The organism is Burkholderia sp. Bp9142 (assembly GCF_003853415.1).
Lineage (GTDB): Bacteria > Pseudomonadota > Gammaproteobacteria > Burkholderiales > Burkholderiaceae > Burkholderia.
This window is the reverse complement of the sequence record NZ_QTPP01000012.1, coordinates 161,891-179,492: the sequence shown is the minus strand read 5'-3', so window position 1 is coordinate 179,492 and position 17,602 is coordinate 161,891. Positions and strand designations below refer to the sequence as shown.

Here is a 17,602-nt window from a genome sequence, read left to right as displayed (position 1 = left end):
GTGACGCGGCACTATCAGTCCCCGCGCCCTCGCTCCGATTGGCCCCACCGGTCAGTTAGGCGAAATCTCTGCCGAAAGCTTTACGGCGCGACCTGCAACGGTTAGGTACAACCACTGCTCCTTAACCTTCTTACCCGTGCATTGTTCAATTGCTACCGCATAGGCGGAAAGCTGAGACCCATGGGCTCGTGCAATCTCGTCATCCCGACTGCTACCTCCCGGATTGGATTTGTGGTCCACGAGGACCCACCCATCGGGCGTATCCACCAGCAAATCGATGCGGCCTCTCAGCCGGGTCCCATCTGCCCGGTCGGCTTCGACTGGTACCTCGATGTGGACCGTGCCGCCTGGCCAGCGCTGTTTTAGCCAGCCGAAGAAAGCGCGTAGTTGGGCAATGACCGCCGCTCGGTCAACTGCGTGCGCCATACCCCAGCCGCTGAGGATTCGTTCGACATCTACGTCCTCGACTTTCTCTGCTACGCCGGCTCTCGCGATACACGCGTGCAATGCGTTGCCGAGTGCATCCATCTCGACGGCGGCAGTAATCGCGACGCGGGTGCCAATGGCCTCCGATTCGGCGACTGTGTACATACCGCCTTCGGTACTACTCGGCCGAAACCAGAGCGGTGCCGCGTCATTCGCCGGTGCTGCGACGTACCAACTGCACGTCGATGCTTCCTGGTCGGGCGGGGCAAGACTGCTGTCTGCGGCGGCCCATGTTCGCGATTCTCGGGATATAGTTCGTCCGTCGGGTAGTACGACCGAGCCCGATTCTCCAAACAGCAACTCGCCCGCTCCGACTTCATCCACCCAAGCGCGATTGACGCTTCGGCTCCTCTTGCATGTGACCAGCACATTAACGTCGCGCGCGCGGGTCATGCTGACGTATAGCAGTCGCTTGTTTTCCGAAAGGGCATCTGCCGCCATTGTCTTGCCGATATCGCTTGCTTCAGCATTGACTGCTGCCTGCGGCTGCGTGCGCCTGCCCCAGGTCTTAAGCCAGAAATGCACGAAGCGGTTTTCCAGGGGACGTTCAGGATTGAAGCTGCCATCGGTGCGCGCACGAACTCCCCACAGAGCGCTTCTCGCTTCTGTTCCGAGCGACGTGAGAATGACGACAGGCCACTCAAGCCCCTTTGCGCCGTGGTGAGTTATCACGCTGACGGCATCATCGGTAGTAGCCGCCCGGTCGTCCGCGCCGCTATCGGCGAGAGCGTCAAGCCAACGCAAGAGGCCGCTTACAGTAGCCGGCCGCTTGGCTGTAACGCACTCGTCTTCATAGGCCGTTCCCAGGTCCATCAGGGCCTCGACGTTAGCGATTCGCGTCCTCGCCTGATGCGGCGACGTCGACCATTGACTCGCCACACGGGCGACGTGTGATTCTGCCTTCGCAAGTCGCAGCGCCTCGCACGGCGTCAGAGCCACGAGAATAGGCCGCAATGTCTCCAGGCGGGCGAGGAGCGGATGTGCGGAGTCGCCGTCGGCTCTCCAGAGCGCCGACGTCGTGCCTTCCGCACCGAGATACTCGAGCCGGTCGCCAAGCCATTCCTGCGCCGCGACTCCATCTGCAAGGGTCAATATCAAAGCAGATGCAACGGTATCGCCCGCGTCCAGCAGGCGCCGTAGGCATGCGAGAACGAAGATGGCCTCCGGCGTGCCTAGAAGTCCCGCTCTCGGGCTTGCCGATGGCACTCCCCATTTCGTAAGCGATGTCACCGCAAGCTCGACTTGGTCGTTCTTGCGACACAGGACCGCGATATCCCCTGGGCGCAGTGCACGCTCCTGATTGGTCTCGCGGTCGACGACCCTTAAGTTGGATTGAAGCAACTCGCTGACTGCCGGGCCTAGCGCTAGGTAGTCGCACTCATTGTTCCTACTCTCGAAGCTCCAGTGGAAAAGCGCAGATTGCTCGTTGATATCGGCTCGATGCGGGCGCAGATGTACCTGCGATGGCTGCAATTCTGGCTGGAATGCGGCGCCAAAGACGGCGTTCGTCAACGATACGAGTGAGGGTGTCGAACGGCGAGACGTGTTCAGTGGCTCACCCAGCTTGCCTCCCCAACCCTCAATGGCAGCGAGAATGCCCGCAATGAGTCGAGCATCCGTACCCCGGAAACCGTAGATGGCTTGCTTCGGGTCACCAACCCAGACTGAGCGTTTGGCCAGCTTGGCGAGTTCCACGAAGAGCGCAAGTTGCAGAGGGCTTGTATCCTGAAATTCGTCGACCATCACCAGGTCGAGTTCGTCGGCCAAGGCCTCTCGGACGTACTCGTTCTTGCGAATGACATCAAGCAGCAGGACCTCCTGGTCGCCAAAGTCAACGGCCCCCATCATGCGTTTGGCTTCGGCATACGTTTCGAGCGTCTTGGCCGCCAAGTCGAATACCATCTCGAGATAGGTTCGTACGTCTTGGTGGAAATCGGGATGCGATTCGTGGGCCTGAGCGGCCTCCGAAACGGGCGCGATTGCCGATTGAGCGGCGGCGCCGGCGTTCAAACTACACGCGGCAAGCCAATCAAGCCAGTTCCAGCGCCCGTCGCGAAAACACCGCTCGAGGCGTTCCAGTTCTCTATGCCCGTTTCGCAGGTTCTGGGCCACATTGCCGCCGGCCGCCTCTACCGATGCGATTTGCAAAGACACCTGTTCTAGTGCCCTCGTCAGCGTTTCGGAGAGTACCCTTGTTGCATCGCTCGCCGTCGACGGAGTTGGCCAGTTAGCCAACATTAGGTCGGCGTTCCGATGCCCCATCCCGCGCAGTTGACCTGCAGAAATATCGTTGTTTCTTGCGGCGTTGACCACGTCCTCAATCTGCTTGGACCACTCCGTGTGCTCAATGCCAAATTTCGCTGTGAGCGCGACAAGCTTTTCCTGCTCCGAATCATCGAGCGTCTCCGCGAGTGATGTCGCCAACAGGCGCTTCGCCTGCCCCTCGCTCAGGACCGTTTGGTCGGGAGACAGCCCCAACTCGAAGCAGAAGCGCTTGAGCAACTGGCCGCACACGCTATTTACCGTGCCGAGCCTCGCCTGCCCGATGGCCGTAGCGAGTTCGATTTTGCCTTTGCTCAGCAACCAGGCGCGGGCGCGCTCCCGCAATTCGGTGGCCGCCTTGACCGTGAACGTGGTAGCAAGTACCGCCTCCGGTCGCGCTTTGCCTGATTCGAGCGCTTCTGCGAGCGTTGAGGTCAGCTTATGGGTTTTACCACTGCCGGCACCTGCGCTGACGAATTCGATGTTGTTCATTGCTCCCAGCCCCCCAGCAGCACCATATAATCCCTGTCCCATGAATTGGGCCCGTTCACCGGCAGCGTGCCTTCTGGGCCTTGGAAGTCGTCTCCGCCGCCAACGGGAACGGCGTCAATCTGCCCCGCAGCCCATTGGTCCGCTCGCCACCCCCAGCTTGCCTTCGCCTGCTCCAGCAGAACGGCAGTTGCGCCCATCGGCGGCGTTCGAATCTGCGCTGTAGGGATGACATCCGGGGCAGTCACGTACATTGCGCCGGATTCCAGGATGAAATATCCCAGTGCCGCTGGAGTCACACCGGTCTGTTGCTGATAGAGCGACGAGTACAGCGCCAACTGAAGATGTCGGCCATCGTGCAGAGCGGCTCCGTAATGCTTGTCCCCGCGCCATTTCATATCGAGCGCGACTGTCTTATCCTTCGGGAGCTCGATGACCAAATCGATTTTCCCGATAAGCGGTACATCGCCAAGTTCGCCTGCAACGGGCGTTTCGGTGCGAACCCGGGTTGCGCCCGCTGCGCGTAGGTGGCGCAACATGGACCGAATAGCGTATTCGCAAACGGCCTTGAACCGCTGCCGGCCGACACCAGCGCCGCGCATTAATAGCACTGCGCCCTCTGTCGCGAGGAGTGCCTCCACGTTATTCCGGAACCATGTCACGGCCTGCTCGTCGTCCCAGCCCAAGCTGCCTTCCTGCTGGAATAGTTTTTCAAATACCCGGTGCGCAAGCGTTCCGAGGAGATTGTTGCCATCCTTCGCCTCAAGTATCGAGGTCGGTCGCAAGCCTGCGACACGCTTGAACGCGAAGACTGCCGGCGCATCGAATAGTTCGGACATCGAAGAGTACGACTGGTCTGAGGTTGGTAGCGCAATCGGCGCACCGAGTTCAAGAATGTCGGGAACTTGAGGCAATGCCGTGTGCTCGAGGTTTTCGGTGAGTACCCCGACGAACTGGCTTTCAGCTTGCGCGTCGACGTCGATGCAGTGCTTCGTTAGGTCGGGACACAATCTTTCTAGCAGTTGCCGAACGGGATGTTCTTCGGCACCCGGAGGCGGCAGGACCATCACAAACCGCTTCTTGGCCGCGAGCAGTGGGCGCAGCCATTGTTGGGCTAAAAGCGCCAATTCGCGCTGCGGGTTTCGCAGGTCTACCCCCTGGCCACTGAGTGCGTCGAGCTCCGTCCTCGTCCAGGGGAGCGGTGATGGCAACTGCGGGGAGGACGGCATCCACCAGATGACCTCATCGGCCGGCTCGATGCAGGTTGCAGTATCTGACTCGGCACGAATGCAGCCTACCTGCGCCGGTGCGTAGGGGTTTCCCGCGCTTACAGGCGTTGCGCGCGCAATGAGTTGTTCGATGACGCGTGGCGTGATGCTGGGGGAACCCTGGCTCTTCAGTTCGAGCAACCCATCTCGAACGGCTGCGCATTGCTCTATGGCGGCACAGAGCGTGGCGTTCAGCGGGGCATCGTCCGCGAGACGTTTGCGCAACGAGGCGGCCAGCTTCTCGACCCGTACCAGCAGTGCATCAACAGGGGCGCCCACGTCTCGGCTCCAGCGCTCGCCTTCGAGCCAGAACGAGATGTCCTCCAGGATGTCCTCGCTATGCTCCTCGGCACGGATTTCGTGTTTGACGGACTCCCATGCCTCGCCACCGATACCGGGTTGCTCCGCGACTGCTTTTGCGAGGCGAGCTCGCGCATTGCGACGGAAGGGACCGACCGGATGAGACAGAAACTCGATAAGGCGCCCGACATCGACCGGGTCCCAACACAGCTCGATGGCAAGACCGAGCGCCTGCAGGGCGGGACGCAGGCCGCTGATGTGCCGAAATCCGCTGCTGGTACCACCCGTTGCCATCATCGTGGTGTCGAGCGAATCGCCGTCGGATTCGCAGACGAGAAGCCGGTCGACGGGTGTTCGACGGCAATAGGCACTAAGCCAGTGTTCGGCGGCTTCGCGCGTTGACGCCTGAACGAACACGACGCTGTCGTCGGCAACGGGATTCGTGAGAGGGTGAAGTTTTCCTTGCGAAACCGCCTCAAGCGCGCGCTCCTGAACTTCTCGCAGCAATCCCTCTCCGTGAGGTGCGGGTCGCCACTCCCTTACGCCGGGTAGGTGCGCCAGAACTTCACGCCATGCGCGCGGGAAGCTGGCCAGTGGGTCGACCAACAACACGGACGTGACTGGCGTTCGCTCGGTTTCAAGGGCCGCCAGCACGGCCAAAAGACGCTCCGCCTCTCCCGGCGGGACGCTGCCATTCGCGGTCTGTTCTACCTCCACCATTTCCAGAAGTCTTTGCGGACTGCCCGCTGGAGCGGTCCCGTTCCATCGACCGAGGCGCCATTCGTCGCGCCAAGAGAGGAGTTCGGCGCTCGTGCCGACGCCATCGGCCTCAAGCGACCGGCTGTAAAACCGTGACTGCTTGCCGTGCGTCCGCAAGTGCCCAAGGTAGCTCGTGACGCGATGCGCTGAGCTTACTTCAGGACGGCTCAGCCCCAGGTAGGTTTCGAGAAGGCCGAGCAAACCCATCGGCCCAAGGACGGGCTCGCCGAGTGCGTCTCGTGGAGATGGGCCCTGTCGATTGTCCAGGTTCAGTCCAAACGTAATGTGCATGGGTGGTCCTGAGTGAGCAAATTCTTAACTGATGCGGTGCCAATCACGCTTTCATCAACGCGCTGATGCGACTTTCGAGATTGCGCAGACCTACGGTTGCGCCTGTTGGCTCGACGCACCCGAAGAATTCCGTGCGACGCGGCTCCGGGTCAATCAGAAAGTTTCTTTCATGCTGACGCCATCTCGAACGAGGCAGCATGCTTTCGGGCGATACGACCTGGAAGGCTGTCCCAATCGCGACGTACAGGTCGTCGTCGGTCATTTCGAGCTGCATGCGGTGCAGCTTCATGTATTCGGGCGCGGCCTCGTGGAAGAACACTACACCAGGTTTGACTGCCTCGACTTTTCCGCATTGCGGGCAGGCGCTATCCAAGCGATATTCGACCCCGGCCTTTGGAAAACGAAAGTCGCAACAAGTGCAAAGCAGCGAGTGCATGTCGCCATGTAGGTGGGTGACGTGCTGAGCACCAGCGCGTTCGAGCATGTCGTCGATGTTCTGCGTGACAAGCCAGACCCGCTCTTTTCCCCACGTGTTTTGCCACGCTGCGAGAATCATGTGAGCGTCGTTCGGGCGCGCGCCTTGTTTCTCAGCGATTCGCTCGTTATAGAAACGAAAGACCGCCTCCCGATTTTGCCGCCAAGTCAGAAAGTTACAGACCTCGTCGATGCTCTCTTGGGTCCAAATACCGTTTCCGGTACGGAACGTCGAAATCCCGCTTTCTGCAGACAGCCCCGCTCCCGAAAAGACATAGAGGCGAGGTCCATGGACATGTTGTGCAGAAGACACCGTTTATCCTCCAATGGGAAAACACTCGGGCGCGGGAAACGCTTGAGTGTATGTCGATTCAAGTGCATACGTTCGAAGCTTATCCGCAGCGTATTTTCGACGGCGCCCGGACGCGCAAACCGCCTTCGTCATTTGTGTCCATTCCGTACCGGGTCCGGGTCGTCGTCCCACGAGGGAGCGAATTCCACGTTTGTCCATTTCGAGTGGCTTCTGTCGAACGGCGTCCCAGGACCTTGTCGCGGGCGGTCGTGGCGATATATCCAACCCGGCAGATTGGCGTTCAACATTTCGACGTAGCGAGCCATAAACGCGGCCGTAGACATGCGCGGGGCATAACGCAGGAATTCATGGCCCTCGAGCTCGCAGTCTGGCGTCCATATCTGCCAAGTGTATTTGTAGAACCTCGGTGGCGTTCTGGGCAGGTACCCCAGACAAAACCACAGCGCATCGGGGCGGTCTCGTTCCCAGCTCTCTCGGGTAGGTACTCGCATGGTGGGGCTCTTTTCCGATTAAAACGTTGGCGCACAAGAAGGTCAGGGCAAAAGGACGTCAATCGTCATCGGCGCACCGCACCAGAGCCATGAGCTGATTGCCGTTTCCGAACACGCGAAGCCGGGCATCGAATGTCTTGTCCAGTTGAGGATTGTAGATTCCAATCATTCTCCCGCCCACGTAGGCGAATTGCTTCCCCTGGCTGCCAGTCTGGATTCGACCTACAACTCTCGACGAACCGTCACGAATATAGGTTGTGTTCACAACGCCTCCGGTCTGTTGTCTTACGGATTAGAAGTTGTCGGCCCAGCGGTCCCAGAACCCGGGTTCATCGTGGTGCGCGTTCTTCATGGCAAGCTGTAGCGTGACGATGTAGAACTTGACGTCGCCGAAGCGCGTCGTGCCGTCTGGATACTCGAGGAACGCCTGAATCTTGCGGTATTGCGCGTCGTTCTCGTCGAACGGCACGTCGATGAAAATCTCGCCTGCGTACGAACGTATCACCGTCTCTGATGCGAACGGCCCACACTCGCACCAGCCGATGCCTTCGCTGTCCAGCCATTGCACGATGCGCGCGCGGCTCTCGAGACGCCGATAGTCCTCGCGGTGCGGGCGCTTTGCCTTCACGAAGTCGAGATAAAGCACATCCCGCTTCAATCTTCGCGCGATTGCATCAACATGTTCCAGAATCTGTGGCATGACATTTCCCCCGTGGATTGCAAGCAGAACGCTTTGTCGGGACGGAGTCATTCCAGGACATAGTTCATCGCCGTGGCGCAGGTTGGGCAGAGCGTGCGTACCCGGCCATCCTCGTGCCCGCGCAACGAGGCCGGGTGACTACACCGCTCGCACGTGCGCTGACTCGCACGCGCGGCGGCAGCAAGCCAGTCATCCACTTCGCTCGTCACGTCGCCATGGAGAAGGAATCGCAAGCTGCCCAGCTTCTCCTGCACTTCGATTGCCAGTAGCGCCGACGTGTGTGCCTCGGCCTCGAGCTTGCGCGACAGCTCTTCGATGATTCGATACCAGCCGTCATCACATTCAAACCGACTTCCCCCGGAGAACCGGGGCGTCAGCGTCCGATAGATATTTGGATAAGTCACCACCAAGGTGCTCTCGAGTTCTCGATTCATCTATGAATTCGCGCGCTCAGTGAAGAACCAAACCGGATTCGTTGTTGATGCCGTACGGCACATGCCCTGTCGCAACCAACTGCGAGGCTGATTCGCAGTTGTCGACATGGTCGTCGAAGAAGATGTCGGGCCTGAATTCCGCGAGGAAGCCCGATTTGTTCTTGCCTCCGAGAAACATGGCTTCGTCGACGGTGACGCCCCAAGTCATCAACGTGCGAATCGCTCGCTCATGCGCTGGGGCGCTGCGCGCGGTCACCAGGGCAGTGCGCACCCTCACCCGGGTCTTGCGACGGCCCTGAAGCGCACACAAGGCGACCAAGAATGGCTTCAGCGGGCCGGGCGGCAGCGGCGAACGCGCGTGGCGCATTTCGTGGTCATTGAACTCCTGCAACAGGCGCTGCCTGAAAATGCGTTCGGCTTCATCGCTGAAGAGGACCGAATCTCCGTCGAACGCGATGCGTAGCTCTCCATCATCGGTGGAGGCTGCTGTGCCTAGCGTCGGATAGACGTGGGCGCCCGGGAATCCGGCTGCCATCGCTTCCTTGACGTCCGGGGCATGGGCCGAAAGAAACAAACTGGCCTTGAGCGGCGCGAGGTACCGGTGCGGTTTCGCCCCGCCCGTGAAGATGGCGCGACTAATGGCGACTCCGTGATGGCGCGCCGACATGAACACCCTCAGCCCTGTGACCGGGTCGTTACGCGACAGGATTGCGACCTCTACGTCGGCGTTTTCGTCGCCATTGAACGCGAGGAGCTTCCGTACCAGGGGGAAGGCAACGCCGGGACCCGCAGGAGTATCCAGTCGTGCTGCCTGCAGGGCGCAATACGCCGACGGGTCGTCTTCCCGGAACACCTGGTTTTCCGCCTCGAAGTCGAAAAGCGCTCGCGCGGAAACGGCGATGACAATTTTTGTGCTCGAAGTCATAAGTCTCTCCTGTGGCCGAGCACCATCTTGCAGGACAATAGGGACAAAAAGTGTCCCAATCGTCCCCTAGAATGACGGCCATAACGAAGCTTCCTCTCTGACTACTCGACCGACGCTGAGAATGACCACCTCAAGCTTTGACGAAGCGATTCTCCGCATCCTGCCCACTGAAGGGGATTCGGAAGCATGGATGTCCACATCGCGGCTTCTCGTGTTTCTCAAAGACCGAGGGCACGACGTCGGCTATCCAAAGAAACTACGGCGACGTCTTGACGCATTGGAGCGAGACCAGCTTGTCCTGTCGACTGAGGACGGCAGGCAACTTCTCTGGCAACGCAAGTCGTGGCTGCACGGTGCTAACCAGGCGGCAAGTTTGATGAGCGCCTCCGAGGCTGTTGCATTTCATGCGCTCAGGCGTTTTGTGGGCGATAAGCTGCCAGCGGCAGTGACGAAAGACATTGAGCCACTCTTCAAGGCAGCCGATACGCGACTTTCCCAGGACCGGGAGGACAGCCGGCTATATCGGGCGTGGGTCAACAAGATTGACTCGGTAGAGCCCACCTTTGTGTTGAGTCGGCCCCCTATCAATCCCGAGGTCTTTCAGACGGTTGTAACCGCGACGTTCTTCGAGCGCGAACTGCTTGTCCGGTATCGTCCGGCCTACAGGGAGACCACGGACGACGACATCAAGCCAAAACGGCTCTGGCCACTCGCGCTGGTCGAGTCAGCCGGGCTCATGTACATGGTCGCCCAAAGTCCGGAACACCCACCAAGGCCCGACGAAGGAAAGCCCAATTGGCTTCGGATTTTGTATCGGCTGGACCGAGTCGTTTCAGCGGTCGATGCCGGGGAGAAGTTCGCGTACCCGCGTGACTTTCGGCTGCAGGACACGATTGACAAAGAACAGGTTTTCGACTTCCTGCCGGAGGCGCCAGTTGTATTGGAACTCGCGCTGGAAGCGAAAGAAGCGAAGCGACTGGAAGAGCGGCACATGTCGAAAGACCAACGATTCGAGCCCCTACCTGACGGTCGCATAAAGGTAATCGGTACGGTAGTTCCTAGCGTAAAACTGCGATGGTGGCTCCGCTCGCTCGGTGCGGCGGTGGAAATCATTGCGCCGGCTACGCTTCGCGACGAATTTGCGTGTGATGCGGCCGCACTGGCGAAACGCTACGGCATGGGTGCTTGAGTCGCGAAACAGTCTGGTCGAACCGAGTAACTGGGATATTGGATGAATAACGACATTGCCATCACACAGGCTGCGAGCTGGATTCGCGATGCGGACGGCCTGCTCATCACGGCGGGTGCCGGCATGGGCGTCGATTCGGGGTTGCCTGATTTTCGAGGAACCGAGGGGTTCTGGCGCGCCTATCCCGCGCTGCGTCACCATCGATTTTCCTTCGAGGACATCGCCAACCCTGCCGGCTTCGCGACCAATCCGCGCCTGAGCTGGGGCTTTTACGGTCATCGTCTCGCGCTTTACCGTGCAACCCAACCGCACCCGGGATTTGGCATTCTGCTCAAGTGGGCTGGGAAGATGAAGCACGGTGCGTTTGTGTTCACGAGCAACGTGGACGGTCAGTTTCAGAAAGCGGGTTTTGATGCGCAGCGAGTCGCGGAATGTCACGGGACCATCCACCAACTGCAGTGCGTTGACGCCTGCACCGACGATACATGGCCGGCGGACGGATTCCATCCTATTGTTGCGAACGACACATGCGAGCTTACGGGCGAGCTGCCAAAGTGTCCGCACTGCGGTGCGCTCGCGCGACCGAACATTCTCATGTTCGGGGACTCGACGTGGATAAGCAGATGCACGAACAAGCAAGAGAGGCGGCTTGCTAGCTGGCTTGAGCCCGTCGAGCGCCTCATCGTTGTTGAATTGGGCGCTGGTCGGAGAATACCGACCGTCAGGCGCTTCAGTGAGCGCCACGGGCCTCGGGTAATCCGCATCAATCCGCTCGAATGTCAAATTCCTGCCGACGTCGGCCTTGGAATTGACTGTGACGCACTAGCTGCGCTACGGCTGCTCGACAGCGCTGTCGGTGGTCATGGCTGAACCGATTGCCTTAAAGATGACCTGAAGGGCGGTCGTTATATAACAAGGCCTCAAACTGGCGCCTCGCAAGCCACACTTGATGGCTAGGATGCCCCGAAATCAGCGGAGAAATCGTATGCTGTCTTTGAATCGCAAAGACTATCTGAACGACGAACATGTCCGAGGCTTCATCGCATGGCTGTCACATGTCATCAGCGGAACCAAGTCCATCAATTTCACCGTCGGCTTTGCGACGAACCAACTTCCGCCTGACTTCAAGCAGCGTTTCCCGCACGGGTATGGAGACCGACGGCCCTCATCGGCCACGCCTGTATATGTAGTTCACGCACGTACCCTCGAAGACCTGTTTTCGATGTATTGGTGGAAGAAGGAAGGCTTCGATATCAACAAGGCGAGACTTGATGAAGTGAGCGCCGCGATAGCGATTTCGATGGCTGGCGAAGAAGGTGAAGCCGCACGTTCACTCGCAGAACATGCATGTCAGCACGTGATGGAATGGGGCTTTGGAAAGGACCGCCGGGCATATAAGGCCAATATGGCCTGGGCCAACCGCCAGGGGACTGCGCTCGTGTCCGTGTTGCGCGAAGGACGCGAGGCTCTTACCTGCGACTGCCCGAATATTGATGTCTTCGCGATGACCGGAGGCCCGAGAATGAACGCGGGATGGACAAAGTACTATGCGCTCGCGGTCACGGGTCACATCATCTATGATGGACGCGTAGGCGCCGCACTAGGGTTCCTTGTGAGGCGATACATCGAGACTCTTCCGGAGTCCATGCAGCCTGAACGCGTCCCCGACCGCCTCGGCTTCCTCTGGGGCGATGGAGACGGCGGAGGCAAGTCGCGTAACCCGTCAGCGGGTCGATATCAATTCGGGAAGCTGTATGGGGGACATTACGGGTCGAAAGCATGGGCTCGCGTCAATGTACAGGCGAACTGGGTCTTGACCGAAGCGCTTCTAACTGCCAAAGCACATTGGTGCTCTGGGTCGGATGGCCTGCGTAGGCTGGAAGCGGCTCTCTTCATGCTTGGATATGACTTCACTCCCTATGCCGACTCACATCCGATGGACGTGGCGGCATAACACCGTAACTCGTCACCCACTGCGCGTGTTGCGGCCGCTCTTGTGTGTCTCCCCGTTTGACGCGAAGACCACGCGAAGTCGGAGTCGACATCACGTCCTGCTGTCAGCGGCAAGACGAGCGCGTCGATTGCAACTGTGTATCCGTCGCCGCGTCCGGTGACGACGCGGGAAATTAGGTTGAGGAAAGAGGACGATTTCGGATTAGTTCTTGCTCCATTTTGACGATTCGAACCATCACATCTTCGAACGGAGTGACTATTCGGTGCTCCGCTTCGGACAACAGCATTTCATCTGAGACCTCGGGGCACCACTGGCTCTTGTCCTTTGCCGTAGGCCATGCCCAGTAGTATGGGTCCGTCCCCCAGAACAGGGGGTAGATTTGGGACAACGGGAACGGGAGACCGTCACGTGGCATTGCCCGACTCAATTTCTTATCCCAAAAAACGTCACGGAATTCAGCCGATACGTTCGCGGGTTCCTCGAAGATATAGAAGCAGTTCGCCACTGGCAGGCCCGCCGCATAGGCTACATGTTCCAACCGCTCCCTCAAAGCCAGATACTTATCAATGGCCTTGGCGTCTGGGCGGGCGAATCCGATAGTCGTCTTGACCTCAATCACGCAGATGTTCTCACCGCTCTTGCGGACCAAGATATCCGGGTGAAGTCGCTTGCCGTCCTTTCCAAGCAGTGACGGCTCCAGAACAAGCTCTAACCCGCGCTCAGATAACGCGCAGCGAAGATAGAAGGCCACAAGGTCGTGAAATACATCTGCTATCGAATGTTTGCGAGCTCGATGAAACGCGACTCGGTGCTTCCACCCGACGTACTTGACTTTTGCCAGATGAAAGAAGAGAGCCTTGCTGATTGGCCGGTCATTGTCCTCATGCGGCAGTGACCTCGGATTGCTGAGCGACCGGAACATCGCCTCATAGTGCGAAGACAGCGCAGAAGCGGTAACCGCTGTCGTCACCGCATCTGTTTTCCTGTTCTGCATATCAGTTGTTGTTCGGCCGGTGAAATCCATCTGGAACGAATAAGGCCATCGGAACAGGGCGACGCCCCATTTACACTGACCGGCAACGGCAAGGCGCGTTTGCGACGCTCGGTGCTGATGCACACGCGCAGCAAATCGCGCAGTCCTACCGGCATTGCAGCCGACCCTTTTCTCGACATGAAGTGAGCAGCCAACCGCTGCCGCCCGTCCAGGGCGCAGCGAATGCACGGTCGGCTATCACACACCCTCAGGGGGCGTACCGGTCGGCAAGCAAGTCGTTGACTAGGGTATTGATGGACCGGCCGTCGACCTTTTTCCCTGCATAGCCCTCGCGCACCTCATCGGCCCGCTCGCCGAACAGAAACGGCAAATACGAGTTGTAGTCGTTTGGCTTGTCAGTCAAGCTGAACGACCAGCGCTTTTCGGCGAACTTGAGCAGCGCCACACCGCGCGCCGCGATAGCCGCGATGTTCCACTCGCGAAAGATGTGGGCGACTTGCGTCTCTGAGTAGCTGCCCTGCTCGTACGACGTCACCTTGCACCGGCTACCGTCCTTGGTTCGGAACGGCAAATTGGATACTGACGGATTGCGCTTGGCGGACAGCAGCATGAGATTGCCCAGCGAATGCACCACGGCGTTTCTGAGGGCCTTGGAGCGGCCGTCGATAGCTATGACGTCGTTCCAATAGCCATGGTCGTCGGGCGTTTGCGGGAAGATGTGCTCGACGGTCTTGTCAAAGCTGAATTCATCCCAGGGCCATTTGAGCTTAATGGGCTTACTGCCCTCGTCTCGCTGGGCCTCCTCGTACTCCAACAGCAGGAGCCGGGTGAAGGCCCATTTGTAATAGCCCGTACCACCTAGTCGCATCCGCTCAGCGATTTCCTGCTCAACGGCGGCCGCTGAAAATTCCCCATACCACTCGAAACGCTCATCAAGTAGACTACCGTCCAGCCTACTATTGTCAATGTAGGCTTTCACATAATCTCGCGCAAAACAGACGGCCTCGCCGGCCGTCATCTTTGGTCCGCCGCACTTTACCCACACCGTGGTTTCGGATGCCGACTCGGGGCACAGGAGACGGTGCGCCAAATTGTTCATATCCGCGCGCCCCAGGTGCGCGGCTCGACCCGAAAGGGTGAGTACGATAACGATAAACCGCTCGATTTGTTGAAGAAGCGCAGCCACGGGCCGCAGCAAGGCTTCGTGCTCCCCAGGCTGAGCAAGCGCATGAGGCGCCTCGGCGCCCGCTCGCATATATGCCGCCAGAATGAGTGGCTTGAAATAGGCGTAGGTGATGCGTGCAAACCGCGCGTGCTGTTTCTGATGCGAACGAGGCATAAGCTTCGGCTCATGCATGTGCGACCACCAGACAGCGGCCTCTTCCAGACTGCGGATATAGGCCGGAATCTCGGCGAGCGTCAGGTCGGCATTGTTCGCGGTGAAGGTCTCGTTGAACAACACATTTTCCACCCAGCCAGCGTCCCGCTCTTCCCCGAAGTAGCCGATGGCGTGCGCTCGCAGAAATTCGTCGTCATGGTTCTGGGTGGCTGGACTCCGACCAAGGGACCGATAGATGCCCTTCCACGCGCGATGAATCTGCACGCGCACGTTCTTGCCGCTCACAGGCGACGTTTCGTCACTCAGGACCGATTCAGGCGATGCTCGGTCCGGCAAAATGTTGGTGAGATAGATGAGCCGGTTTTTCAGCAGTTCCAGCGTGGTGAGCTTCTTGCCGCGATTATTCAGCGTTTCGAACGCCACATGAATATCAAATTCCGGGTGTGCATCGAGCACAAACAATCGAAATCGGTCGAGCAAGGTCTCCAGATAGACGCGTGCGGCGGCCGCATCCAGGTCGCGCGCGCGCTCACGGAAGAATCGAGCCGCGTTCTCGATGTTGGCGGCATAACTCGAACAATTCGGCCCGAGACGCACCGCCTCGCGCTCATCGTTCATCGCCCAGAAGTCAAAATAGGTCTGCAACTCCGCGTTATCGATGAAGTTAACTTTGAAGTCAAGGGTCTGCGACGCTTCTTCGCCCGTATCGGCGTTCGCGGCTTGATGCGCCAACGTTCGAGCAAGCGTCATGGCGCTGATTACACGCTGTTGGCCATCCACGAGCTCGACCAACGGCAGGGTCGTCCCGTTTTGGTCAAGCTTGCGAAGCAGCACAATGCCAGTGAAATGCTGCTTTGCCTCAGAGCGCACGGCAATTTGCAGGTCGCTCCACAGCGCATTGAGTTGCGTCTGCCCCCAGGAATAACCGCGTTGATAGTCAGGAATGTGAAAGTGATAACCCGTGAGCAGGTCGCCCAGTTTCTGTAGTTCTGCGGATGAGAATGCCACTTGCTTTGCCCCGTCTTTCGCTATCGATGATTCGCGCCTGGTTCTGCTCGACTTGCGCTCAGCCACATCGAAGAATAACCCCAGCCTATCGGTTACGCAAATGCGCCTTGCCGGCAAACCGGCGTTCTACGACAAAAAATTTCCAGGGACATACAACGCCCGCAGAGACGACCTCGAAGGGCTTTGGAAACAGTTTTTCGGTTGCTCGCATGGCCTACTGGTCGTCACTGCATTTTTTGAAAACGTTAGCCGAGCAAAGCTCGAGGGCCGAGAACTCAAAGAAGGCGAAAAGGACGAGAACGTCGTCCTGCGATTCGAACCCCGGCCGACCGACGATATGCTCGTTGCCTGCTTGTGGTCGCGCTGGTCCGGGAAAGGCGAGCCCGACCTGCTTTCGTTTGCCGCCATTACAGATGAGCCTCCGCCTGAGGTCACCGCATCCGGCCATGACAGATGCATTATTCCGGTAAAGCCTGAGAACGTCGACGCTTGGCTTCGGCCTGAGCCCGGCAATCTCGCGGCGCAGTACGCCATTCTCGACGACCGCGAGCGGCCGTATTACGAGCATAGGTTGGCTGCATAGCGCCCCAAACAAACGGACAACGGGAATCAGCTCAGTTGTCCGAACGGTCGTCCCCGATTCGCAACGGAACAGCCGGTTGATAGCGGCTGGGTCTATCGTCCCAACAGGCACCCGACGGATTCCTATACGGGGAAAAGCCTGCTAAGACCGTATGCCGCCCAAGCCTTCTGATTACCGCTCGCCCCCTCTGGATTTTCAGCGATACATTGCCGTCGACCCTGGACGAAAGGGAGCCGTCGCGGTGCTCGATGCATTCGGCAAACTAATCAGACTGGAAGACGCCGGAAGCGAGCAAGAGCTAGGAGCTGGGGCCGTCAGTCAGGTGATTCGAGAGGAATCAACACATGGGCGGCTTGCTGTTGCTATCGAGCGGCCACTGGCATTCCGCATCGACAATGCAGCGTCGCTCGTGACGCTCAGTCTCGCAGCGGGCGGTGCTTATGGTGCAGCCGTCGCGCTCGGGGCGTCGGTTGAATTTCCAACCGCATCGATATGGAAGCGGAGCATCGGGGTCACAGCTAACAAGGCGACGAGCCGAGCGCGCGCGAGAGAGTTGTTCGGCGATTCCATTCCGACGAAATGCCGCATCGATAAGTGCGAAGCAGCGCTAATTGCTTTCTGGCTTCGCCGCAAGTATCAAAACATTCTGGCAATCTAGGCACGTGGTCGAACGTGGGGGACCATTAATCAATGACGGGTCCGCGACGTTGGCGTTGCCGCTGCGACGGCGTGCTGTCGATGACATCGCAGACTTCCCGAAAGCGGGCCAGGTCGATGCCCATCGCAGCCAGTTGAGCGCGACGCTCCGCGCGAAACTTTGCCTTGCTCGGTCGCGCCGCGTTGTATGCGCGGATTGCCTCTCGGCGCTGCGCCTCGCGATGCGGCCGAATATACGTGCGAAGCGCAGCAATGACATTACGCCGAATCTCGAGTCCATCGCCATCCGCCACGAGGCTCAGTTCAGTTTCGCCACGAGCTATCTGGATACCGTTCTCTCTGAACGCGTCGACAAGCGCCTGCTCATCGTATTCCAGCATGGCTGAGGCCTGCGACACGAGTTTCAATCCCGCGACCCGAGCACGAAATGCTGCTTGCTGCTCGTTTTTTGTTGCGCCGGACAGGCGTGGAGCCTCCGCGATGCGTGAAGCGATGGCTTCAAAAACCTCGCTCTTCATCTATCTCGTATGCTCCTGCTAGCGCGTTCGGAAACACGGTCAATGAATGTGACGTCTCCGCGAAAACAAGACGAGTCTCGGGAAAGAGCTACCCCTCCCATGCGACCTCCAGGTTATTTGTCGTCGCCGAATTTTCACTCTTCAACTCTATTGTCCGTTACCGGCCTC

The 17,602-nt window shown here is 59.0% G+C and carries 14 protein-coding genes and 1 pseudogene; 5 read left to right on the top strand and 10 right to left on the bottom strand.

Going from position 1 to position 17,602, the window contains the following annotated elements:
- Window positions 1–51: 51 nt before the first annotated feature.
- The 7 genes from DIE22_RS16360 to DIE22_RS16325 form a co-directional block, all read right to left on the bottom strand.
- Window positions 52–3,240, bottom strand: coding sequence for an exodeoxyribonuclease V subunit beta (locus tag DIE22_RS16360; RefSeq protein ID WP_185640626.1), 3,189 nt, complete (start codon window positions 3,238–3,240; stop codon window positions 52–54).
- Window positions 3,237–5,855 carry a PD-(D/E)XK nuclease family protein gene (locus DIE22_RS16355; protein ID WP_124605527.1) on the bottom strand — a complete coding sequence of 873 codons (2,619 nt, stop codon included), beginning with the start codon at window positions 5,853–5,855 and terminating at the stop codon, window positions 3,237–3,239. The genes DIE22_RS16360 and DIE22_RS16355 overlap by 4 nt, the downstream gene beginning before the upstream one ends.
- Window positions 5,856–5,898: 43 nt before the next feature.
- On the bottom strand, window positions 5,899–6,642 hold the full coding sequence (locus tag DIE22_RS16350) for an SIR2 family NAD-dependent protein deacylase (RefSeq protein ID WP_124605526.1): 744 nt from the start codon (window positions 6,640–6,642) through the stop codon (window positions 5,899–5,901).
- A gap of 549 nt (window positions 6,643–7,191) precedes the next feature.
- The gene (locus tag DIE22_RS16340; protein WP_124605525.1) at window positions 7,192–7,398 is read right to left on the bottom strand and encodes a hypothetical protein; all 207 of its coding nucleotides are present in this window, start codon (window positions 7,396–7,398) and stop codon (window positions 7,192–7,194) included.
- Window positions 7,399–7,425: 27 nt separating this feature from the next.
- Entirely contained in the window at window positions 7,426–7,779 is a 354-nt protein-coding gene (locus DIE22_RS38785) for a hypothetical protein (protein WP_260426684.1), read from the bottom strand.
- Between the two features lie 101 nt (window positions 7,780–7,880).
- Entirely contained in the window at window positions 7,881–8,267 is a 387-nt protein-coding gene (locus DIE22_RS16330; protein ID WP_124605524.1) for a hypothetical protein, read from the bottom strand.
- Window positions 8,268–8,283: 16 nt separating this feature from the next.
- Window positions 8,284–9,192, bottom strand: coding sequence for a 5'-nucleotidase (locus DIE22_RS16325; protein WP_124605523.1), 909 nt, complete (start codon window positions 9,190–9,192; stop codon window positions 8,284–8,286).
- A 121-nt stretch (window positions 9,193–9,313) separates the two neighbouring features.
- Here DIE22_RS16325 and DIE22_RS16320 point away from each other — a divergent pair, with 121 nt between their 5' ends.
- The 3 genes from DIE22_RS16320 to DIE22_RS16310 all read left to right on the top strand — a co-directional run bounded on the left by DIE22_RS16320 (window position 9,314) and on the right by DIE22_RS16310 (window position 12,335).
- Window positions 9,314–10,381 carry a helix-turn-helix transcriptional regulator gene (locus tag DIE22_RS16320; RefSeq protein WP_124605522.1) on the top strand — a complete coding sequence of 356 codons (1,068 nt, stop codon included), beginning with the start codon at window positions 9,314–9,316 and terminating at the stop codon, window positions 10,379–10,381.
- Window positions 10,382–10,423: 42 nt separating this feature from the next.
- Window positions 10,424–11,251 carry an SIR2 family NAD-dependent protein deacylase gene (locus DIE22_RS16315; protein WP_124605521.1) on the top strand — a complete coding sequence of 276 codons (828 nt, stop codon included), beginning with the start codon at window positions 10,424–10,426 and terminating at the stop codon, window positions 11,249–11,251.
- 115 nt (window positions 11,252–11,366) lie between these two features.
- Window positions 11,367–12,335, top strand: a complete 969-nt coding sequence (locus DIE22_RS16310; protein ID WP_124605520.1) for a hypothetical protein — start codon at window positions 11,367–11,369, stop codon at window positions 12,333–12,335.
- A gap of 172 nt (window positions 12,336–12,507) precedes the next feature.
- On the opposite strand, the gene DIE22_RS16305 is transcribed toward DIE22_RS16310, so the two are convergent.
- Together DIE22_RS16305 and DIE22_RS16300 are read right to left on the bottom strand one after the other, a co-directional pair.
- Window positions 12,508–13,557: a hypothetical protein gene (locus tag DIE22_RS16305; RefSeq protein ID WP_124605519.1), complete on the bottom strand. Its 1,050-nt coding sequence runs from the start codon at window positions 13,555–13,557 to the stop codon at window positions 12,508–12,510.
- 19 nt (window positions 13,558–13,576) lie between these two features.
- Window positions 13,577–15,676, bottom strand: coding sequence for a DUF262 domain-containing protein (locus tag DIE22_RS16300; RefSeq protein WP_185640625.1), 2,100 nt, complete (start codon window positions 15,674–15,676; stop codon window positions 13,577–13,579).
- Between the two features lie 4 nt (window positions 15,677–15,680).
- On the opposite strand from DIE22_RS16300, the pseudogene DIE22_RS16295 reads away from it, so the two are divergent.
- Window positions 15,681–16,259, top strand: a pseudogene (locus DIE22_RS16295) (SOS response-associated peptidase family protein); the annotation flags it as partial.
- A 241-nt stretch (window positions 16,260–16,500) separates the two neighbouring features.
- Window positions 16,501–16,917: a hypothetical protein gene (locus tag DIE22_RS16290; protein ID WP_124605517.1), complete on the top strand. Its 417-nt coding sequence runs from the start codon at window positions 16,501–16,503 to the stop codon at window positions 16,915–16,917.
- Window positions 16,918–16,942: 25 nt separating this feature from the next.
- Here DIE22_RS16290 and DIE22_RS16285 read toward each other — a convergent pair whose 3' ends face one another.
- The gene (locus tag DIE22_RS16285) at window positions 16,943–17,434 is read right to left on the bottom strand and encodes a hypothetical protein (RefSeq protein WP_124605516.1); all 492 of its coding nucleotides are present in this window, start codon (window positions 17,432–17,434) and stop codon (window positions 16,943–16,945) included.
- Window positions 17,435–17,602: the final 168 nt, after the last annotated feature.